The 18,723-nt window shown below is 31.5% G+C and carries 15 protein-coding genes; 10 read left to right on the forward strand and 5 right to left on the reverse strand.

The annotated features are described in order from the left end of the window. The first annotated feature begins 3 nt into the window (after positions 1–3). Complete coding sequence (locus TD18_RS10735) at positions 4–1,971, forward strand: DUF3857 domain-containing protein (RefSeq protein WP_040252396.1); 1,968 nt, start codon at positions 4–6, stop codon at positions 1,969–1,971. 15 nt (positions 1,972–1,986) lie between these two features. Here TD18_RS10735 and TD18_RS10740 read toward each other — a convergent pair whose 3' ends face one another. Both TD18_RS10740 and TD18_RS10745 read right to left on the reverse strand, forming a co-directional pair. Then, the gene (locus tag TD18_RS10740) at positions 1,987–2,442 is read right to left on the reverse strand and encodes an arsenate reductase family protein (protein WP_040252398.1); all 456 of its coding nucleotides are present in this window, start codon (positions 2,440–2,442) and stop codon (positions 1,987–1,989) included. A 192-nt stretch (positions 2,443–2,634) separates the two neighbouring features. Continuing rightward, a complete protein-coding gene (locus TD18_RS10745) occupies positions 2,635–3,384 on the reverse strand; it encodes a hypothetical protein (protein WP_152611363.1) in 750 nt (249 codons plus the stop codon). A gap of 275 nt (positions 3,385–3,659) precedes the next feature. On the opposite strand from TD18_RS10745, the gene TD18_RS10750 reads away from it, so the two are divergent. From TD18_RS10750 to TD18_RS10770, 5 genes are all read left to right on the forward strand, one after another. Continuing rightward, positions 3,660–4,112 (forward strand): ferritin-like domain-containing protein, encoded by a 453-nt coding sequence (locus TD18_RS10750; RefSeq protein WP_040252402.1) that lies wholly within the window; start codon positions 3,660–3,662, stop codon positions 4,110–4,112. Positions 4,113–4,400: 288 nt separating this feature from the next. Beyond that, complete coding sequence (locus tag TD18_RS10755) at positions 4,401–4,958, forward strand: helix-turn-helix domain-containing protein (protein WP_052461137.1); 558 nt, start codon at positions 4,401–4,403, stop codon at positions 4,956–4,958. A 10-nt stretch (positions 4,959–4,968) separates the two neighbouring features. After that, the gene (locus TD18_RS10760; RefSeq protein WP_040252404.1) at positions 4,969–5,403 is read left to right on the forward strand and encodes a response regulator; all 435 of its coding nucleotides are present in this window, start codon (positions 4,969–4,971) and stop codon (positions 5,401–5,403) included. Next, positions 5,403–7,538 carry an ATP-binding protein gene (locus TD18_RS16730; protein ID WP_052461138.1) on the forward strand — a complete coding sequence of 712 codons (2,136 nt, stop codon included), beginning with the start codon at positions 5,403–5,405 and terminating at the stop codon, positions 7,536–7,538. Before TD18_RS10760 ends, TD18_RS16730 begins: the two co-directional genes overlap by 1 nt. Positions 7,539–7,681: 143 nt before the next feature. Further along, positions 7,682–8,701 carry a helix-turn-helix domain-containing protein gene (locus TD18_RS10770; RefSeq protein ID WP_040252406.1) on the forward strand — a complete coding sequence of 340 codons (1,020 nt, stop codon included), beginning with the start codon at positions 7,682–7,684 and terminating at the stop codon, positions 8,699–8,701. A gap of 104 nt (positions 8,702–8,805) precedes the next feature. Here TD18_RS10770 and TD18_RS10775 read toward each other — a convergent pair whose 3' ends face one another. From TD18_RS10775 to TD18_RS17430, 3 genes are all read right to left on the reverse strand, one after another. Further along, complete coding sequence (locus TD18_RS10775; protein ID WP_084205905.1) at positions 8,806–9,306, reverse strand: DUF892 family protein; 501 nt, start codon at positions 9,304–9,306, stop codon at positions 8,806–8,808. A 253-nt stretch (positions 9,307–9,559) separates the two neighbouring features. After that, positions 9,560–10,045 carry a hypothetical protein gene (locus TD18_RS10780; protein WP_040252410.1) on the reverse strand — a complete coding sequence of 162 codons (486 nt, stop codon included), beginning with the start codon at positions 10,043–10,045 and terminating at the stop codon, positions 9,560–9,562. Between the two features lie 31 nt (positions 10,046–10,076). After that, entirely contained in the window at positions 10,077–11,861 is a 1,785-nt protein-coding gene (locus tag TD18_RS17430; RefSeq protein ID WP_174435324.1) for a hypothetical protein, read from the reverse strand. Between the two features lie 112 nt (positions 11,862–11,973). On the opposite strand from TD18_RS17430, the gene TD18_RS10790 reads away from it, so the two are divergent. From TD18_RS10790 to TD18_RS10805, 4 genes are read left to right on the forward strand one after another with little or no spacing between them, the layout of a single operon-like run. Continuing rightward, positions 11,974–12,498 carry an RNA polymerase sigma factor gene (locus TD18_RS10790; protein ID WP_040252412.1) on the forward strand — a complete coding sequence of 175 codons (525 nt, stop codon included), beginning with the start codon at positions 11,974–11,976 and terminating at the stop codon, positions 12,496–12,498. Between the two features lie 49 nt (positions 12,499–12,547). Continuing rightward, a complete protein-coding gene (locus TD18_RS10795; protein WP_040252414.1) occupies positions 12,548–13,450 on the forward strand; it encodes a FecR family protein in 903 nt (300 codons plus the stop codon). Next, positions 13,437–15,941, forward strand: a complete 2,505-nt coding sequence (locus TD18_RS10800) for a TonB-dependent receptor (protein WP_084205906.1) — start codon at positions 13,437–13,439, stop codon at positions 15,939–15,941. Before TD18_RS10795 ends, TD18_RS10800 begins: the two co-directional genes overlap by 14 nt. Before the next feature lie 45 nt (positions 15,942–15,986). Continuing rightward, positions 15,987–18,584 (forward strand): T9SS type A sorting domain-containing protein, encoded by a 2,598-nt coding sequence (locus TD18_RS10805; protein ID WP_052461140.1) that lies wholly within the window; start codon positions 15,987–15,989, stop codon positions 18,582–18,584. Positions 18,585–18,723: the final 139 nt, after the last annotated feature.

Below are 18,723 nucleotides of genomic sequence, written 5' to 3' on the forward strand. Positions count from 1 at the left end.
TAAATGAACTCTAAATTATTAATAACGCTCCTTTGTTTGTTTAGTTTAACAACTGTATTTGCGCAACCCTTTTATGAAAGTTATGACTGGGAAGAAAATCCTAGCTATTCCAATGAAGGGTTTTCAGAAAAAAGTCTTGCTTCGGTTAAAGAGAAAGTAGTTACCGAATTTTATTTCAATGACGAAGGTGATTTTGTAGAATACTTTTTAGAACACAATGTGTATTATTTAAATTCAGACGATGCTATTGAAGGTTACAATAAGATTTATTTACCATATTCTTCCGACTCAAAACTTGAAGTCACTAAAGCCAGAGTCATTACAAAAGAAGGCACTGTTGTTAATCTTGATGAATCTAAAATCTTAACAGCAACTGATGAAGAAACCAACAGAACCTATAAGTACTTTGCTTTCGAAGGGATTGAAAAAGGTAGTTTTATTGAATATTATTACGTCGTAAATCGCTATCCGAGTTATAAAGGGAAACGCTTAAACTTTCAAACTGATTTTCAAAAAAACAATGTCGAATTCGATTTATTTGCACCCAGTAATCTCATTTTTAAATTCAAAAGTTACAATGGCTTGAAAGCCGTTGAAACAGATACCATTATTGAAACTAAAAATCGCTGGCATTTCAAAATCCCAAGGATTGAAGCTCTTGAAAGGGAAATGTTATCAGCTTATAATGCGCAAAAGAAATACTTAGTTTATGCGCTAGATGAAAACACAGCTACAAATGCAAAAGATATGACATCTTATGCGAGTGTTTCTCAAAACATCTATGATTTTTACAATAAAGACACTTCAAAAAAAACGGAATCAGGTCTTAAGAAGTTTTTAAAAGGTATTGATTATGATGCCAACGAAACCGTTGAGCAGAAAATTAAAACTATAGAAACTTATTTAAAAACCAATATTTATCTTGCAGATGCTGGAAATGAAAAATTGTCCTCGTTAGAAGATATTCTTAAAGATAAAGTTGCCAATGAAAGAGGTATTATAAAACTATATGCTGCTATTTTTAAACACATCGGCATCCCTTTTGAATTTGTGTATACCTGCGAACGAAATTATATGTTATTTGACAAGGACTTTGAAGCTAATAATTTCTTAAATGATCTTCTATTCTATTTTCCAAAGACAAACAAATACATGTCACCTTCAGAAACTGAATCAAGGTATGGGTTTCCACCTGCTTATTTAACCGACACCTATGGCCTATTCATAAAAGAAGTTGCTATTGGCGACTTTAAATCTGCTGTGGGCAAAGTTGATTTCATTGCTCCTGTTAAAGCTGAAAACACCATTGACAAAATGCTTATTGATGTAAAATTTGACGAAACTGATCTTACGAAAATCAATATTAATTTGGCAAAATCAATGACGGGATATTACGCGCTTTATATTCATCCATATATGGATTTGATAAAACCCGAAGATAAAGATGATGTTATTGAAAGCTTTGCTAAAAGTCTGGATGAAGATGTTGAGATCTTAGATAAAAAGGTGAATAATGAAGATCCTAAATTGTTTGGAGAACAGCCTCTTGAGTTTATTCTTGATTTTAATTCAAGTGCCTTTGTAGAGAAAGCGGGAAAAAAATATTTATTTAGTGTTGGAGATTTAATTGGTGCTCAAACTGAATTGTATCAGGAAAAAGAACGTAAGCTTCCGGTAGACAGTGAATTTGAAAGGAGCTATTTAAGAACCATTTCGATTACCATACCTGAAGGATATTCGGTAGCTAATCTGGATGACATTAACATAAGCAATGCGTATAGCAATGACAATAATGAAAAATTAATGAGTTTTGATTCTTCATACACTCTAGATGGAAACACACTTACCATTGTGGCCGATGAACACTATAGAATGAATCATGTCAACATTGATATTTATGAAGACTACAGAAAGGTAATTAATAGTGCGGCTGATTTCAATAAAATAACGCTTATTCTAGAGCCCAAGTAAAAATTGAACTCAGTATTAAATGGCGCTTTTATGAAAATTTGAATTATTTGAATTGGCAAATTTCAATGTTGAGATTGCCGATTTCTTATTAGAATCATCCGATTTATAAAAATCAAATATATCGTACTTAGCCTCTATAATCCTGGCTTGAGTACCATTGATAGCAATGGGTCTGTAAAGTAATGACGGATTGTGTTCTATTAGTTTTAGCCAATCACTCGCAGTGAGATTCATTTCCAATTGCTTTCCAAATAATGAAGAAAAGTCCCTTCTAAACAATTCAGAGAAACTAACACCTAACATTGCTGTGATTTCTAACCATATAATACCTGAAAGCGATTCCTTGTTTAAGTTAATAATCCTTACCGGACTATCAATATCTCTTACATGAGAAAGTACCTTCAATCCTAAAGGTGAATCTTGAGAGTAGATATAGATAAGCTGTTTGTTATCTGTTGCTAAAATGCCCATAATTTTTATTTTTCTCTAAGATATTATGCGATAACAACATGTATTAACTCATTCAAGTTGGGTTTTAGCTTAAAAACAATAATAACCTCATACAGCTTCTAATTGTATGAGGTTATGTTATCTAGCTTTGCTAGTAATCAATTTTAAAGTATTAAATTTTTGGTGTCAAGGTTTTTAATTTTAAACCACTACTTATGGTATCGTTGCAACAGTTTGTATTGGACTGAATGTATGATATAACGGTATTTCATTAAAAAGAGTTGAATCATTTGAACTCCTATAAAATTCAGGATTCTTTGATTGCTTATCCATAAATTCTGAAACATCATAGACTTCAAAAACATATAGCCTATTATGTTTTCCTAGTTTGGTTTTACGTTCTAATTTATTTCTAGCTATTAATTTATCAACCTTTCTCTTGTCTTCTAATTTCATAGTTTTGCTTGAACCAAAATTGTTATTACATTCATAGACTACCCAATAATAAGAACTTTTATGATGAGGAGGTTTATTGACAACTGCATCCACTAATGAGGCCTTATTAGTTTTAAAATTCAAGTCGTCATTAGCAGTAATTAATACATTGTTTTTGGCATTTTTGTTTAAAGCTTCCAGTTTTTTGTCATCATGTTTTTCTAAATACAAAACAATATGTTTTCTTCCCATTCTAACGTTAACGATAAAGTTTCCAATAGGCAATGTTTTTAAATCTATTTTTGTTTTATGACTTTCAATATTAAAAGTTTTAGAATAATCCTTATTAAATATATCAACTTTACGAATGGTATTGATACTTTCTAAAAGCAGACTGTCGCCTAATTGATTAAGGTTTTGCTTCAAATGTTTTGCTTCGTAGTTTACATTATGTTGCAACCTAATATTTTGACTATATACAAATATGGTTAAGCACATAAAAAGAGGAGTGAGTATCTTTATATTCATGACATTATCGTTTTAAAATTAATCTGAATACAAAATTACGTGTACATCGTGTTTAAAACTGACTCAATACATTCGTATTCTAATTCATTAGAATTTTGACTTAGCGTTAGTTGCATGTTCTTCAATCCATTTTATCTCTCAAGTGTTATTGAGTCAAAAAACCGTTTAGTTGCATTAATAAAAAATGCATCTAAATTTTACATTTGAAGCAAACTGAAAACGATGTAAAGCAGTAAGCATCATTTTTTTTACTGCATAGTATTAAATTATTTATTATGGGAATTTTTTCAGAAAGCACAGAAAAAAAATTAAACGAATTACTTGAAAAATCTTATGATGCAGAACAAGGTTTTAAGAAGGCTGCTGAAAATATTGAATCTAACGCACTCCAGAAATTTTTCATGTCTAAAGCCGAAGAACGTCTTCAATTTAGAAATGAATTAAGGCAAGAAATTGTTGCAAACGGCTGTGACATAACAAAACAAAATGGAAGTATTTCAGGTTTTTTGCACAGAGCATGGATGGACACAAAGGCATTATTTTCTTCAGAAAATGAAGAAACCATGCTTGAAGAGGTTAGAAATGGTGAAAAAGCAGCGCTAAATGACTATAACGAAGTTTTAGAAGATCAATTATTGCCTCCTACAACGACCAGCATCTTAAAAAAACAAAGAGACGCCATACAACGTAGTTATGATAAAGCAAATTATTTAGAAAAAGCTTTGTAATCAAATTATGATCTAATGGACACCACAAAAGGACTCCATTAATCGTGTCCTTTGCAGTGAACACTTTGTGACTTAAACAGGCTCATTTAATAGAAACAAATCTTAAATACTTAGAAAATCATTTTAGAGCGAAAATCTAATAATGCTTATTCATAACACCAGATAATACAAATACCGCTTTTAGGCTTTTGTATAACTCTATCAGGAATTTCAATAACAAAAGTTAAACATTATCTCAAAGAGAGATTCATTTTAACTAAATTTGTTTTAATCAGAAATTCAGCAAGATTGAAAAAAGTATTAATTTCATATGATTATTCGAAAACTTTTGCCTCGATATTAAAGGAGAAGTTAGACGTGTTAAACGTAAATTATATATTGGTTGGAAATAACGAAATCTTATTTGATGAGGATTTAAGCAAGACATTACTTGACGAATTGGAATCTATTTTAAAACCATACGCTATTAGCATAATAGACGACAAAAATCAGGCATTGGTAGAACGTATTAAATCCGTTATTAGTCATATGTTAGATGATGATCAACCCATTCGTTGTAATACTTCAGATTATTTATCACAAACATTAAACTATTCCTATGCTTATTTGTCCTCAGTATTTTCTGAAACGACTTATACATCAATCGAAAGTTTTATAATTTTGTGTAAAGTAGATAAAGCCAAAGAATTATTATTACGTTCTAATTTAACGTTAACAGAAATAGCTTATCGTTTAAAATATAGTAGCGTAGCGCATTTGTCAAGACAATTTAAAAAAACAACAGGCATGACGCCCTCAACTTTCCAACAAATTATTCAAAAAAGGAAAGCATTAATAAACCCTTAAACAGTAAGTTATGCTTAGAGTGTTTTTAACAGACGATGATGAAGATGATCGTTTATTTTTTCAAGAATCTATAGAGTCTATAGACATAGAAACCGAGTTGGTTTTATTTGAAAATGGAAACGAATTAATGAGTTATCTTAACGCTGATGATGCTAAATTGCCTCATTTAATTTTTTTAGATCTTAATATGCCAATAAAAAACGGATTAGAATGTCTTAAGGAAATAAAAAATTCAGATAAACTGAAAGATCTTCTTATAGCCATTTATTCTACATCATCTTCTGAAAAAGACATAGAAACCACCTTCGTAAATGGCGCAAACATTTACATTAATAAACCTGATAATTTTAATTCATTAAAAACATCTATCGAAAAAGTATTAAAAATCAATTGGCAATACCATACTTCTAACTTAAACCGTGAGACATTTTTATTTCGTATTTGATGAAAAGTATTTCAACAATATTACCAAAAACTAAAAAATACAATGTATCTCTCGGAATATCAATTGTTTTACTACTTCTCATTTTCATATTTATAACCTTTGAGATTCTTCAACTTCAAAAATCTGGCGAAGTCATTGCTAAAAACATACAGGAAACCAGGAGTCTTCATCAACTCATCTTTAACCTGAAGGATGTTGAAAGCAATTATTACAAATCAGATCTAACACGATCTTATTTAGATTCCATTGAAACTTCAAATGCATCGTTAATAAAAACTTTAGATCGAAATTATAAAGTTTATGACAGTTTTTTAATGAATCATAAGGCTTTATATAGCCATTTAAATGTATTCTTATCTTTTGATAACACGACAGAAGACTTGGAACAATCCATATCACAATACTTCTCAAAAGGCTCGAAATACAAGCAAGCATTAATTGATGAGCATGAAGAAAAATTAAAATCAGATATCGGACATTTTGTAGCTTTAAACAAAGCCAAACCTATACTTTTTATTTTAGCATCTTTAATTGCGATGCTGGTAATTATTTTATCTCTTTATAAATTATATATCGCCAAAAAAATAATTAATGAAAAATCAAGTGTATTAGATTCAATTTTAGAAAACACTAATGATGTTGCCATATTTTACGAGCCTGTTTTCGATGACAACCACAAGCTAAAAGATTTTAGAATCACTTACGCCAGTAAAACAAATGCCTTAATCACTGATGTCACTGATAAGAACATTGTAGGCAAAAAGGCCAGCGAATTGTTTCCATTTTTGAAAACGTCTGATTTATTTGATCAACTAATTTACGCTTTTGAAAACCAGGAAATTTTTGAAAAAGTGATCGAGGTTTCAATAAACAATGAAAACCGAAGTTTTAAAGTACGCTATATTCCTGTTGAAACAGGTCTTCAGGTCATAGTCACTGAACTTACTGAACTTTATGCTAACCAGAAAAAATTAGAAACAACAAACAAAGATCTCTACCTTAAAAATACACTCTTTCATGAAGCAGAAGAGGTCGCTAAACTTGGTAGTTATGTCTGGTATATGGATGAGGATTTTTCTCAGATGTCTGATAATGTCTTTAGAATCTTAGGGTTTGAGCCACAGTCATTTCGAATGTCGGCAGAAAAATTTAGAGAGTTTACACATCCTGAAGATTTAATAGAATATGACAATCAACTCAAACAGGCTATCGAGAATAGTAAACCCATCAATTTTGTATTTAGAGTTATCACGAATGTCAACCAAATTAAATATTTATATACCAGAGGAGATTTTGGACTGCGAGATGGTAAAAAAATTATGGTTGGAGTTATTCAAGATATAACTGAAAATAAAGGGATTGAGCATAAATTAAAATCTAGAAATATTGAATTAACACAACGTAATGCAGAATTAGATTCATTTAATCGTGTTGCCAGTCATGACCTTCAGGAACCCTTACGGAAAATTCAAATGTTCATTTCCAGAATAAATGATTTTGAAGCTGAAAATTTAAGTGAAAAAGTTAAAACTTATTTTTCTAAAATTGAAAAAGCATCTTCCCGAATGCGGAGTCTCATAAACAACTTATTAGCATTATCCCGAATTGACAATAAAGATTATGAATATGAATTGGTAGATTTAAATATCGTCCTTAACGAAGTGTTAGATGTTTTCTCTGAAACGATTGATGATCTTGGTATTCAAATTAAAATTGACAATCTACCCGAAATAAATGCTATTCCTTTTTTAATGGAACAATTATTTACCAATCTTATCGGTAATGCAATTAAGTACAGATCTACTCAGAAATCAGTTAAAATCATCGTTGAATATTCAAAAGTTCACAGCAAACAAATTCCACAAGAATTCATTAAGACACATACATATTATCACTGTATTAAAATCATGGACAATGGGATTGGATTTGATCAACAGGAAAATTCAAACATCTTTGAACTATTTCACAGACTTCACAATAAAAATGAATATTCAGGCACTGGATTAGGACTGGCAATTTGTAAGAAAATTGTTTTAAAACATCACGGACATATCTATGCTACAGGAATTCCCGCCAAAGGTTCCATTTTTACAATATACCTTCCAAGTGGTAATCTAAAATTACATACCAATTAAGGCTGATTGCCTATTTTAAACCCTGTTTTCTGTAGATTTACCCCTATTCCTGAAATTATATAACACAATCCTGAAATTGTGTAACACCGAAGCTGTAATTGCGTTGCATATTTGTATCAGAATATTAATCAATCTGAATAATTATGAAAACGATACACATTAACTCAACAAAAATTAACGATACTTTTAATTTTTTGACTCAAACACTTGGCGGAGATTATTCTAAAAACTTAAGAGAGCATATTTTAAAAATAGATTCTGAGATGGCATATGGTTCAATTAGAGGAATGCAATTAAATGGTGGCATTTCTTTTTTACAATTTGACTTAACCTTCAATGAAGATGTCCAATTAATTTTTAAGTTACCAATTAAAAAGTATTTAAATTTCGCTTATTGTTCGGAAGGAAAATTAGCACATAGATTTAACGAAAATGATAAGAGAGTTGAATTAGAGACTTTTCAAACAGGTATATTGACTAATATCACTCAAGAACAAAATATAATTTATTTTGAAAAAGACACCTTAGTGACAGCGTCATTCATCAATGTAGATGTAAGTTTAGATTCCAATAATGGTAACTACATAATCAATCACCAACTTAAAGAACAATTTGTAAATAATTATAATAATGACGTTATAATTGTTGGTTCCCATAACTTGAAAATTGCTGAACGCATCAAACAATTACAAGCTGTAAGACAAGAGGGTGTTGTAAGAACCTTATTAATTGAAGGGCTAGTAAATGTCATTCTAGCTTTAGAAATTGAGCAACATAAATTGGATTTAGAACACAAAGAAAATCCTACAGGGAATTTGACTCGAGATGAAATGTCTAAGGTAAAAGACTTAAGCGAGTTTATAAACAATTTTCCTGAAACCAATTTAACTGTTATAGAATTGGCTCAAAAGATTGGATTATCGCCATCTAAAATTCAAGAAGGTTTCAAATTGATGCATAATACTACTGTTAACGACTATATTCGTGATGTACGTGTAACGAAATCTGAAGAGTTAATCAAAACAACAGATATGAACATTAGTGAAATTTTATATACACTTGGATTTTCAAGTAGAAGTTATTTTTCCAAAATTTTTAAAGCTAAATACAATTGTTCTCCGAATCAATACAAAATTCAAAATAGGTTAGCTGTATCAGCCTAATATATATATGCAATAGTAAAAAGCCTCGGAAATAATATTATTTCCGAGGCTTTTTTTCGTTTTAAGATGTTTTATTTTAGCTAAATAAAAAAGCTAAAGGAGAATTAAAGGCTGTTAATTGCTCTTTCGTCAGATTGATCACTGTCGATCCTACCAAGCCTATCTATCATATTATAAGCGTGATTAGAGAGATTCTGCAATTCTTGTTGCAATTTGATATTATTGAGTTCTCTAGCAAAACGTATCGCTGAATTATAAACCGCAGATTTATACTGGTTAATACGTTCTAAATGACTTAAAATTCCTGCATCGCTTACGGTATCAGCCTCTAAATAATCATGTGCTTTTTCTACAATAATTTTCACTGCTTTGCAATTAGCATTTAAAACATCAACCTCAACTATTTCAGCAAGGGCTTCAAGTTTTTCAATACTTGATTGTACAGTTACCAACTGTGCCTGAAGCGTGTCTTTTAAAGATTCCTTTGTAGTTACTGATTGAAGTTTAGGCAACAATAATTCACTTTCCTTCTCGATGCACAAAGCATCTGAAAGCTGCTCAATTAGTAAGGGTTTAAAATCGTTTTTCATCATGTTCCTTTTCATAAATTTTTGATACCAAAGATAAAGAATTTGAAAGCGTTTTTGAACTTAAACCAAATGAAAACTAACTTATTAAAAATAATTTTTGACGCATCTGCTCATTGGAAAATTGCACATGGACATACACCAAATACAGATACTAAAAATTTTGAATCAAGCACATAAAAAAACCAACCATAATCTAATGGTTGGCTTACTATTAATCAAATGTTTGGGGATGAGGGACTATTTGACTAATTCAATTTTATATGTCTAATCAATTCTTTTCAAAAACCAGAATGTCAGTTCCACCATTACCTCCACTGATATCTATAAGTTCAATTTTGGTAGATGAAACAGAAGTAATATCCCAATCATCATTTAAATCTTCAAAATTATTACTTTCAGGAACTGGGAAGAAGATATTAAAATCAATATCGTCATCACTACTACTATCATCGCTACTATTACTGTCGTTTGTGACAGACCATGTTCCAGTCAATGAATCAGACCCATTTGTAGCAATTAGCGAACCATCAGAGTTGAACGTAAACGCATAACCAGTAAAATCTGATGTTTCGTTTTGTCCAGAATCATTAAAATTTGTAATTCTCCAGGAACCAGATTCAGCTGTGCTTTCTATCTGAGCAATTTGTTGAGTGTTGTTACTAGGGCTTCCTCCATCGTCATCATTTGAACACATTGAAGACATTAAGGAAAAACCTAACATCACTAATACACCGAAATAAAATCCTTTTTTCATAATTGTTGTTTTTAAGTTTAACTATTTTGTATTAAAGTTTTTGGAGTGTTAAAGTGTCCGTTCCACCATTTCCACCACTCACATCTTGAATAATAACCTCATTATCTGAAACAGAAATCACATCCCAATCGTCATCATTGAACTCTTCAAAAGGTAGATCTGTGCCAAAATCAATTGCCAATTGATTTCCATTGCTCAACACCATCCAAGTACCATTGTTAGTGTTAGAACCATTACTGGCAACCACAGTTCCTGCACTATTAAAGTCTAACTGATAACCTGTATAATTTGATGTTTGATCGTCTGCATCTTCAAAATAGGAAAACACAAACCATAAGCCATCAGATAAAATGTTGGTCAAATCATCGCTTCCATTTCCACCTTCAAAAGGCGTTCTTTCAAAAGTTAAGAAATCTTCAGAACCATCTCCACCACTAATATCCTTTAACCTAATTATGTCATTGGTCACTTCCAAAACATCCCAATCATCTGCTAATTCATCAAGTGGTATACCTGAACCAAAATTTAAATTAAGACCAAGCTCTGTATCGTCACCAGAAGATGTTGACCAGGTTCCATTTGTTGCTCCACTGGTATCTGTTGCTGTTGCCGTATTATTAGTAGCAAAATTGAAAACATAATCAGCGAAGTCTGCTGTTTCATCTGTATCATCAAAATAATAAGTAACGTACCAATCTCCATTAGTTAAAGCATTAACCAAATCTGTATCATTAATGCCTCCATTGCTTGAACAGTCACTTTCAAATCGTAAACGATCGTCACCTAATCTTAAATCGACTTTCACTTCACCTGGTTCTTGCTCTATTTCATGTAAATTCCATGTGTCATTAAAATCGTTTAATCCAGTAACATTAATCACGACATCGATGTTATTTCCTGTACCTGATGCTTGCCATGAACCATTAAAAATATTTGCACCTTGAGTAACGGTCAGCGTTCCATCGTTATTAAATTCAAAAACGTAGCCTACATAATTGTCTTCAAGATCATTATCACTTCGCTCTAACTTATCTACAGTCCACTCCATACAATCAGCAAATAACGTTTCAAGATCACTTACAGAACATGAATCACAATCGTCATCATCAAAATCGTTATCATCATCTTCATCACAACTGTCATCGGCAGCTTCAATAACTGTTGCCAATTCTTGTATATTGTTGACGATTTGAGTAGTACCATCGGCAAGAACTACTGTAATTGGAAAGCTAATCGTTACAGCAGTATATTGATCTAGGTCATCAATAAAATCATACATTTCATTGTCATTATTGATATCTACGGTAGATATTAAATCGTTATTCTCGTCAAAAAACGACACCGTTATTGGATATTGAAAATCAATACACTCGATATCATCATCATTTTCATTATTGCCTAAACAGGTTGAAGTGTAAGTTGCCAATTCTGAATCTGAATTAACCACTACTGTTGTAAAATCAACTAATATAATGGTCACTGGATACGAAATGATTACAGAATCTATATCATCATCAAAAAGATCAATAATATGTTCAATATCCTCATAACCATCATCATCATTAATGATTAATTCTATTCCATTTACGGTAACTGTTACTGGAAGCTGAACACTTAAACAACTTGCTCCATCAATTATATTGTCATTAGAACCATCATTAGATGCTGTTCTACTCATCAGATTTGCTATTGTTGAATTCGCTTCTATAGTATCTTCAATAGGAGGATCGATGCTTAAATCGTCTTCTGTTCTACATGACGTCATTGTAAGTAAAATTGAAAATACGACGAATAAGATTGGTTTAATTGCTTTCATAATAATTTTATTTATGGTTTAATAGTGTGCCCTTTATTATTAAAACAACTCTGTAAAGAAATGTCCCAAGAAAATTATATCTTTCTGTTCTTAAACTTCAAAAATATCGTAATTGGGAACGTCATTACATCAAAATATATGTGACAAACTGCGCTTTTCAAAGCTTTATGAAAAGTATGCTCAAAGTTTGAGTAACATCTTGTTTTATAAATATGGTGAATTATTAAATCCATCAGATAAAGTTCAAGATGCCTTTATTACATTATGGGAGAATTGCGCTAAAGTAAAACCAGAAGCAGCTAAATCTTATTTATATACCGTTGCGAACAATATGATGCTAAATGAAGTTAAGCATCAAAAAATCATTTTAAAACACCAACAAATAAAACCCAAAGATTATACCAATGAATCTCCAGAATTTGTGTTGCGTAAAAAGGAATTTTTAAAACGCTATGAAACTGCATTGTCAAATTTGAAGGAAGAAGAAAGAGTTGCTTTTCTTTTAAGTAAAGTTGACGGGAAAACCCATAAAGAAATTGCAGACCTTTTGGGCATTACTAAAAAAGTAGCTGAACATAGAATTTACGCAGCTTTCAATAAATTAAAAGAACAGCTTGAAGAACTAAAAAGAAAATAATCTTGGGACAATCGAAACCTTAGTTGTTTTATAAGTATAACCGATAGTTATGGAGAACGAATACTTAATAAAAAAATGGTTGAACAATGACTTAACTGAAGCTGAAGCAAAAGCCTTTCATGCTTTAAATGATGCTGAATTCTACCAAGAAATCATTGATGAAGCAAATCGTTTTGACGGTGCTACACATGCTAAAGTCAGATCTTTTGATGCTATTGACAACCTATTAGAGGCTAAACCATCTAAATTAAATTGGATTAAAACAGCTTCAAAAATTGCAGCTATTTTACTCATTGGTATTGCAATTTTTACGTTTTTGAGAAAAGATAATATAAACACTTTTGATACTGTTGTTGCTCAAAATGAAACCATCACATTACCAGACAACTCTATTGTAAAATTAAATGAGTTATCTCAGTTAGAATACAATGCGTCAAACTGGAACAAAGAAAGAACATTATCTTTAAAAGGTGAAGCCTTCTTCGATGTTGAAAAAGGGAAACGTTTTGATGTTAATACCGAATCTGGTAAAGTAAGTGTTCTGGGAACCGAATTTAATGTGCTTTCCAGAGACAGTATCTTTAAAGTCTCATGTTATGAAGGTCTTGTTCAAGTTACTTATCGCAATGAAAATATTAAACTTCCTGCTGGTTCTGAAGTGGTAATAACATCTGGAAATGTGCATCAAACAACGATTACAATCGCCGAACCTTACTGGCTTAAAAACATGAGTGTTTTTGAAAATGTGGCTATAGCTAATGTTATTAACGAAATCGAGAAACAGTTTAATGTTGATGTACTAATTCAGTTTAATGAAAAAGATTTAATGTTTACTGGAGCCTTTGAACACAACAGCCTCGAAAATGCTCTAAAATCGATCACCAAGCCCCTTAATTTGACCTACACAATTCAAAATACTAATGAGGTCATTATAAGGAATGGACAGAACTAATCTTTACATATTTCTGATGTTGTGTATCGTTCCGATTTTTAAATCACAGGGACAACATACAGACAAGAAAGTTCCTATTACAGAAGTATTGGAACACATCACTAATGAACACGCTATTATTTTTAATTATGAGAGTAGTCTTTTGGAAGATGTCACTGTTATTCCTTTACCACAAGATTTGAGTTTGTCTGCAAAAATTAAGAATCTCGAAAAGCAATCTGATTTAATTTTTGAGAAGGTTAGTGATTTAGTTTATAGCATCTATAGATCGCTGCGATTATGTGGTTATTTAAAAGATTCAGAATTGAATCTACCACTTTTAGGAGCAACAATCAAAAGCAAATCTTCCTATGCTTTTACTGATGAGAATGGGTATTTTGAAATCGATTTGAAATCCTCAACCGACTTATTAACCATTAGGCATATTGGCTTCAAAACTATCGAACAAGTAGCAAGCTTTTTCAATTTAGATAATTGCGAAACAATAGTTATGGCTGAAGAAAAACAAGCCATTAGTCCGATAGTGATTACAGGTTACATTGTAAGAGGTATAGACAAAAGGCAAGATGGAAGTACTTCAATTGACTACAGTGAATTTACATTATTGCCTGGACTCATTGAATCTGACGTACTTCAAACTGTGCAAGCACTGCCTGGCGTTATGAGTGTTGATGAAACGGTTTCAAATATAAATATTAGAGGAGGCTCACATGATCAAAACTTAATTCTTTGGGATGATATAAAGATGTATCAGTCTGGACATTTCTTCGGACTTATTTCTGGATTTAATCCACATATTACGCAAACAGCAACAGTGATTACCAATGGTACTGATGCTTCACTTAGTGATGGTGTTTCTGGAACTATCGATATGCAGTCTAATAAACATTTAGAATCAACTTTTAATGGATCTTTTGGAGTTAATCTTTTAAATGCCGACTTGTTTTTAGACGTTCCTTTGAATGTAAAGTCTTCAGTTCAAATTGCAGCAAGAAAATCTACCGATGAACTTTTAAGAACTCCAACTTACGAGACTTATTTTGATAGAGTTACACAAGATACTGAAGCTCAGAACAATGTTGAGAACGTTAGTAATTCAAATCAAGAATTTGATTTTTATGACACATCATTACGATGGCTTTATAAACCCTCAGATAAAGATGAAATCCGATTAAATTTTATCCTCATAAATAATGAATTAAACTTTGATGAAACAGCAGTGCTTGATGGTAAGCTTGAAACCAGAACAAGTAATGTTTCTCAAAACAGTATCGCAGGAGGCATCAATTATAAAAGAACTTGGAATTCTAATTTAAGCTCAACATTACACATTTACAACACAGATTACAAGCTTCAGGCTATAAATGCTAATGTTTTAGCCGAACAACGCTACTTACAAGAAAATACAGTTTCAGAAACTGCAATAAAACTTGAAAATCTATACCAACTCAACGTATGGAAGTTTATACTAGGCTATAATTTTGTTGAATCTGAAGTTGTTAATCTCAACGATATTGATTTACCAAGATTTGTAAGACGTGATGAAGAAGTACTAAGAGAGCATGCAGCTTTTGGTCAAGCTTGGTATAATGATTCCAATACAGGTTTATCAATAAGAGGTGGTATTAGAGCAAACTACCTTACTAAATTTGAAACACTAATAGTTGAGCCAAGACTTGGTATTTTAAAAACTATTGGTAACTATATTGAAGTTGAGGCTTTAGGCGAATTTAAACATCAAAATGTATCACAAATCGTCAATTTCCAAAATGACTTTTTAGGGATTGAAAAAAGAAGGTGGCAACCCACAGATAATGATAGTATCCCAATTTTAAGAAGTAAACAAGCCTCTTTAGGAGTACTCTACAAAAATAAAGGCTGGTTAATAGATGCCAGAGTTTATTATAAACATGTGGATGGTATTACTACGCAAAGTCAAAGTTTCACTACTAAATATGAAATAGTAAAAGAAAAAGGCAGCTACGATGCTCTAGGTTTTGAATGTCTTTTCAGAAAAAACTTTAATAACTTCAGTAACTGGCTAAGCTATTCTTATATCACAAACACCTACACTTTTGATACGCTTGAAGAGATAGAATTTCCGAGTAATTTTGATATCACACATTCTATTTCTGTTGGAAGTACTTTCAGTAATGAGCATTGGAACATTTCAGCAGGTCTAAATTACAGAACCGGAAAACCTACGTCAATACCTGAACAAGGAAATGAAATAATTGATGACAACGTAAATTTTGACCAAGCAAATACGAATCGATTACAGGATTATTTAAGAATTGATGCTTCTGCTCTCTATAAATTTAAACTGAATAACAGCTTAAGATCAGAAATCGGAGCTTCAGTTTGGAATATCTCAAATAGAGAAAATGCAATCAATAATTATTATAGAATCAATCAAAATGATGATGTCAATAAGTTCACAAGGTATTCCTTAGGCTTAACCACCAACGCAGTGGTACGACTTTATTTTTAAACCAACAACCAAATAACCTAAGAGGTTATCATAAATCTTACGGTCATGAAACAGTTATCTATTCTTTCGTTTTTTTTACTTACAACTTTTATTCAAGGTCAAATCATTAATTTTACTGATGTTGAACTTAAAAACAAACTGTTATCCGCAAATACAAATGTAATTGTTGCTGCTGATAGTAATGGTAGTTACGTTCCTATTGATACAAATGCAGACAATGAAATTGACATTGCAGAAGCTCAAGTGATTTATGAACTGAACGTCAGTTCTAGCAATATTACTGATCTCAATGGACTAGAACACTTTACAAATTTAACCCGATTAGAGATAAATTTAAATAACATTTCTGCTTTTGATGGAACGCCTTTTACTAATTTAGAATATCTCAATTTCAGTAATAATAATTTAACGACAATAAACCTAGCAGGCCTTTCCAATCTACAAATTTTTTGGGCTCATGGAAACCCTTTTAGTTCGATCGATGTAAGTTCTCTAAGTGCTCTTGAGTTATTGGACATTAGCTATTGTGACAATCTTACAGGATTAGATGTTAGTAATTTAACGAATCTCATTGATCTTTTCTGTAGCAGCAATGATACGATGACTAGTTTAAATGTAAATGGATGTAGTGCACTAGAAGATTTATACTGTCAGTATAGTGCATTGACAAGTTTAGATTTAAGTGGCCTTGCTAACCTGTCGACTATGTTTGCTGAAAACAATAACATCTCTATAATTGATGTCACAGGAGCAGTAAGCTTAGGGAATATCAATATTGCTTACAACCAAGTATCATCATTAACAGTACACGATTTACCTGTATTACAATCTATTAGCGCAAGTGGAAATATCATTAGCAATTTGGATATTCAAAATTGCCCTCTCTTTTTCACACTTGTAATGATTGACAACCAATTAACTACTTTAGATTTATCTAATGTACCTAGCACAGTAATCGTTGAAGTTGAAAACAATGCTTTAGAAAATTTAATATTGGCAGATGATAATGAAATTTATCAAATCAAATTAGCCAATAATCTCTTAACAGAAATTAATTTGAATAATTGTACCAACTTAAATTGGGGATCATTTAACAATAATCCAAACTTAGAATCTATTCTTCTTAAAAACGGTAGTATAGAATCACTTTTTAATATTAATATAAACAATCTTCCCAGCTTACAATATGTATGTGCAGATGATGACCAATTGAATGCTGTTCAAGCGTGGCTAACCGTTGGTGGTTACGAAAATGTCAACATAAATACCTATTGTTCGTTTACTCCTGGTGGTGAATTTTTCGAAATTCAAGGTCAAACGCAATACGATTTTAACAATGATGGATGCTCTATTACAGATTCAATGGTTCCGTTTATGACATATAGTATAAATGATGGGACTAATGAAGGGTTTGGCGTTGCCGATAGCACTGGAGTTTATAAAATTCCTGTACAAGCTGGAACCTACACAATTACTCCTAATGGTTTTGATCCAGCTCTTTATGATGTCACACCACAAAATTTTACAGTAAACTTTCCTCAAGATGCTAATCCTTTGGTGCAGGACATTTGTGTAGTACCTAACTCTACGACAAATGACTTAGAAACTATTTTAACGCCATTAACTCCTGCTCGACCTGGTTTTGATTCGGATTATCAACTCCTAGTGAAAAATGTAGGAAATCAAATCTTAAGTGGTGATGTTACTTTGAGTTATCCTGAGAATTTGATGGTTTTTTTCGATTCTGATTTGCCATTTGACACTTCAACAAGCAATAGTTTTACATGGAATTTCACCGATTTAATACCTTTTCAATCATTTTCAGTTCATATTAGCTTTACAGTGAATCCACCTACAGACCCTAATTTCCCCGTGAATATTGATGACATTTTAACTTTTGATATTATAGCAAACCCAATATCAGGAGATGCAAATCCCGAAAACAATACCTTCGAATTAAATCAAACCGTTGTAGGCTCTTACGATCCAAATGATATTCTATGCTTGGAAGGAGAAAACATTCCTGTAAACCAAGTTGGTGAATACGTCCACTATCGTATTCGTTTTGAAAATACGGGAACGTTTCCTGCAGAAAATATAGTAGTCAAAAACACAATTGATTTACAAAAATTTGATGTAACAAGTCTTAAGGTTTTAAATGGTAGTCATGAATTTGTAACTCGTATAAATGGAGATGAAATAGAGTTTGTTTTTGAAAACATCAACCTTCCTTTCGACGATCAAAATAATGATGGATTTATTCTCTATAAAATCAGGACACTTTCTGATTTGATGGAAAGTGAATTCTTTGCAAATAGTGCTGAAATTTATTTCGATTATAATTTCCCTATTCTAACTAACAATTATGTCACGGAAATTGGCGAAAGCCTAAGTCTTTCCGAAGTGTCGACATCTGAGAATTTTGTGATCTATCCAAATCCAGCAAAACAATTTTTAACGATTACTTCTCAAGATAACATTGAAACTATTCGAATTTTTAACACCCTTGGAAAATTAATTAAGGAGATGAAACCTGATACCTATCATCAAGAACTTATAATTTCCGGATTTCAAAGTGGCATCTATTTCATTGAAATACAGTCAGCCCATCACAAAACAATTAAAAAATTTATAAAAATTTAACTACCATTGAATTCTGATGATAGTTTTAGAATTTCTAATTAAAAAGAGCTTCAAATTAATCTTGAAGCTCTTTTTGTACGCTATAATGACTTATTCTCGAACCAATTTATTGATTTAAAAACTAGTTTATTACATTTAT

Source organism: Psychroserpens mesophilus (assembly GCF_000826645.1).
Classification (GTDB): Bacteria; Bacteroidota; Bacteroidia; order Flavobacteriales; family Flavobacteriaceae; genus Psychroserpens; species Psychroserpens mesophilus.

Coding starts and splice junctions, on each gene's coding strand:
- TD18_RS10735 (WP_040252396.1), top strand. CDS start 4: ATGAACTCTAAATTATTAATAACGCTCCTTTGTTTGTTTAGTTTAACA.
- TD18_RS10740 (WP_040252398.1), bottom strand. CDS start 2,442: ATGGGCATTTTAGCAACAGATAACAAACAGCTTATCTATATCTACTCT.
- TD18_RS10745 (WP_152611363.1), bottom strand. CDS start 3,384: ATGAATATAAAGATACTCACTCCTCTTTTTATGTGCTTAACCATATTT.
- TD18_RS10750 (WP_040252402.1), top strand. CDS start 3,660: ATGGGAATTTTTTCAGAAAGCACAGAAAAAAAATTAAACGAATTACTT.
- TD18_RS10760 (WP_040252404.1), top strand. CDS start 4,969: ATGCTTAGAGTGTTTTTAACAGACGATGATGAAGATGATCGTTTATTT.
- TD18_RS16730 (WP_052461138.1), top strand. CDS start 5,403: ATGAAAAGTATTTCAACAATATTACCAAAAACTAAAAAATACAATGTA.
- TD18_RS10770 (WP_040252406.1), top strand. CDS start 7,682: ATGAAAACGATACACATTAACTCAACAAAAATTAACGATACTTTTAAT.
- TD18_RS10775 (WP_084205905.1), bottom strand. CDS start 9,306: ATGAAAAGGAACATGATGAAAAACGATTTTAAACCCTTACTAATTGAG.
- TD18_RS10780 (WP_040252410.1), bottom strand. CDS start 10,045: ATGAAAAAAGGATTTTATTTCGGTGTATTAGTGATGTTAGGTTTTTCC.
- TD18_RS17430 (WP_174435324.1), bottom strand. CDS start 11,861: ATGAAAGCAATTAAACCAATCTTATTCGTCGTATTTTCAATTTTACTT.
- TD18_RS10795 (WP_040252414.1), top strand. CDS start 12,548: ATGGAGAACGAATACTTAATAAAAAAATGGTTGAACAATGACTTAACT.
- TD18_RS10800 (WP_084205906.1), top strand. CDS start 13,437: ATGGACAGAACTAATCTTTACATATTTCTGATGTTGTGTATCGTTCCG.
- TD18_RS10805 (WP_052461140.1), top strand. CDS start 15,987: ATGAAACAGTTATCTATTCTTTCGTTTTTTTTACTTACAACTTTTATT.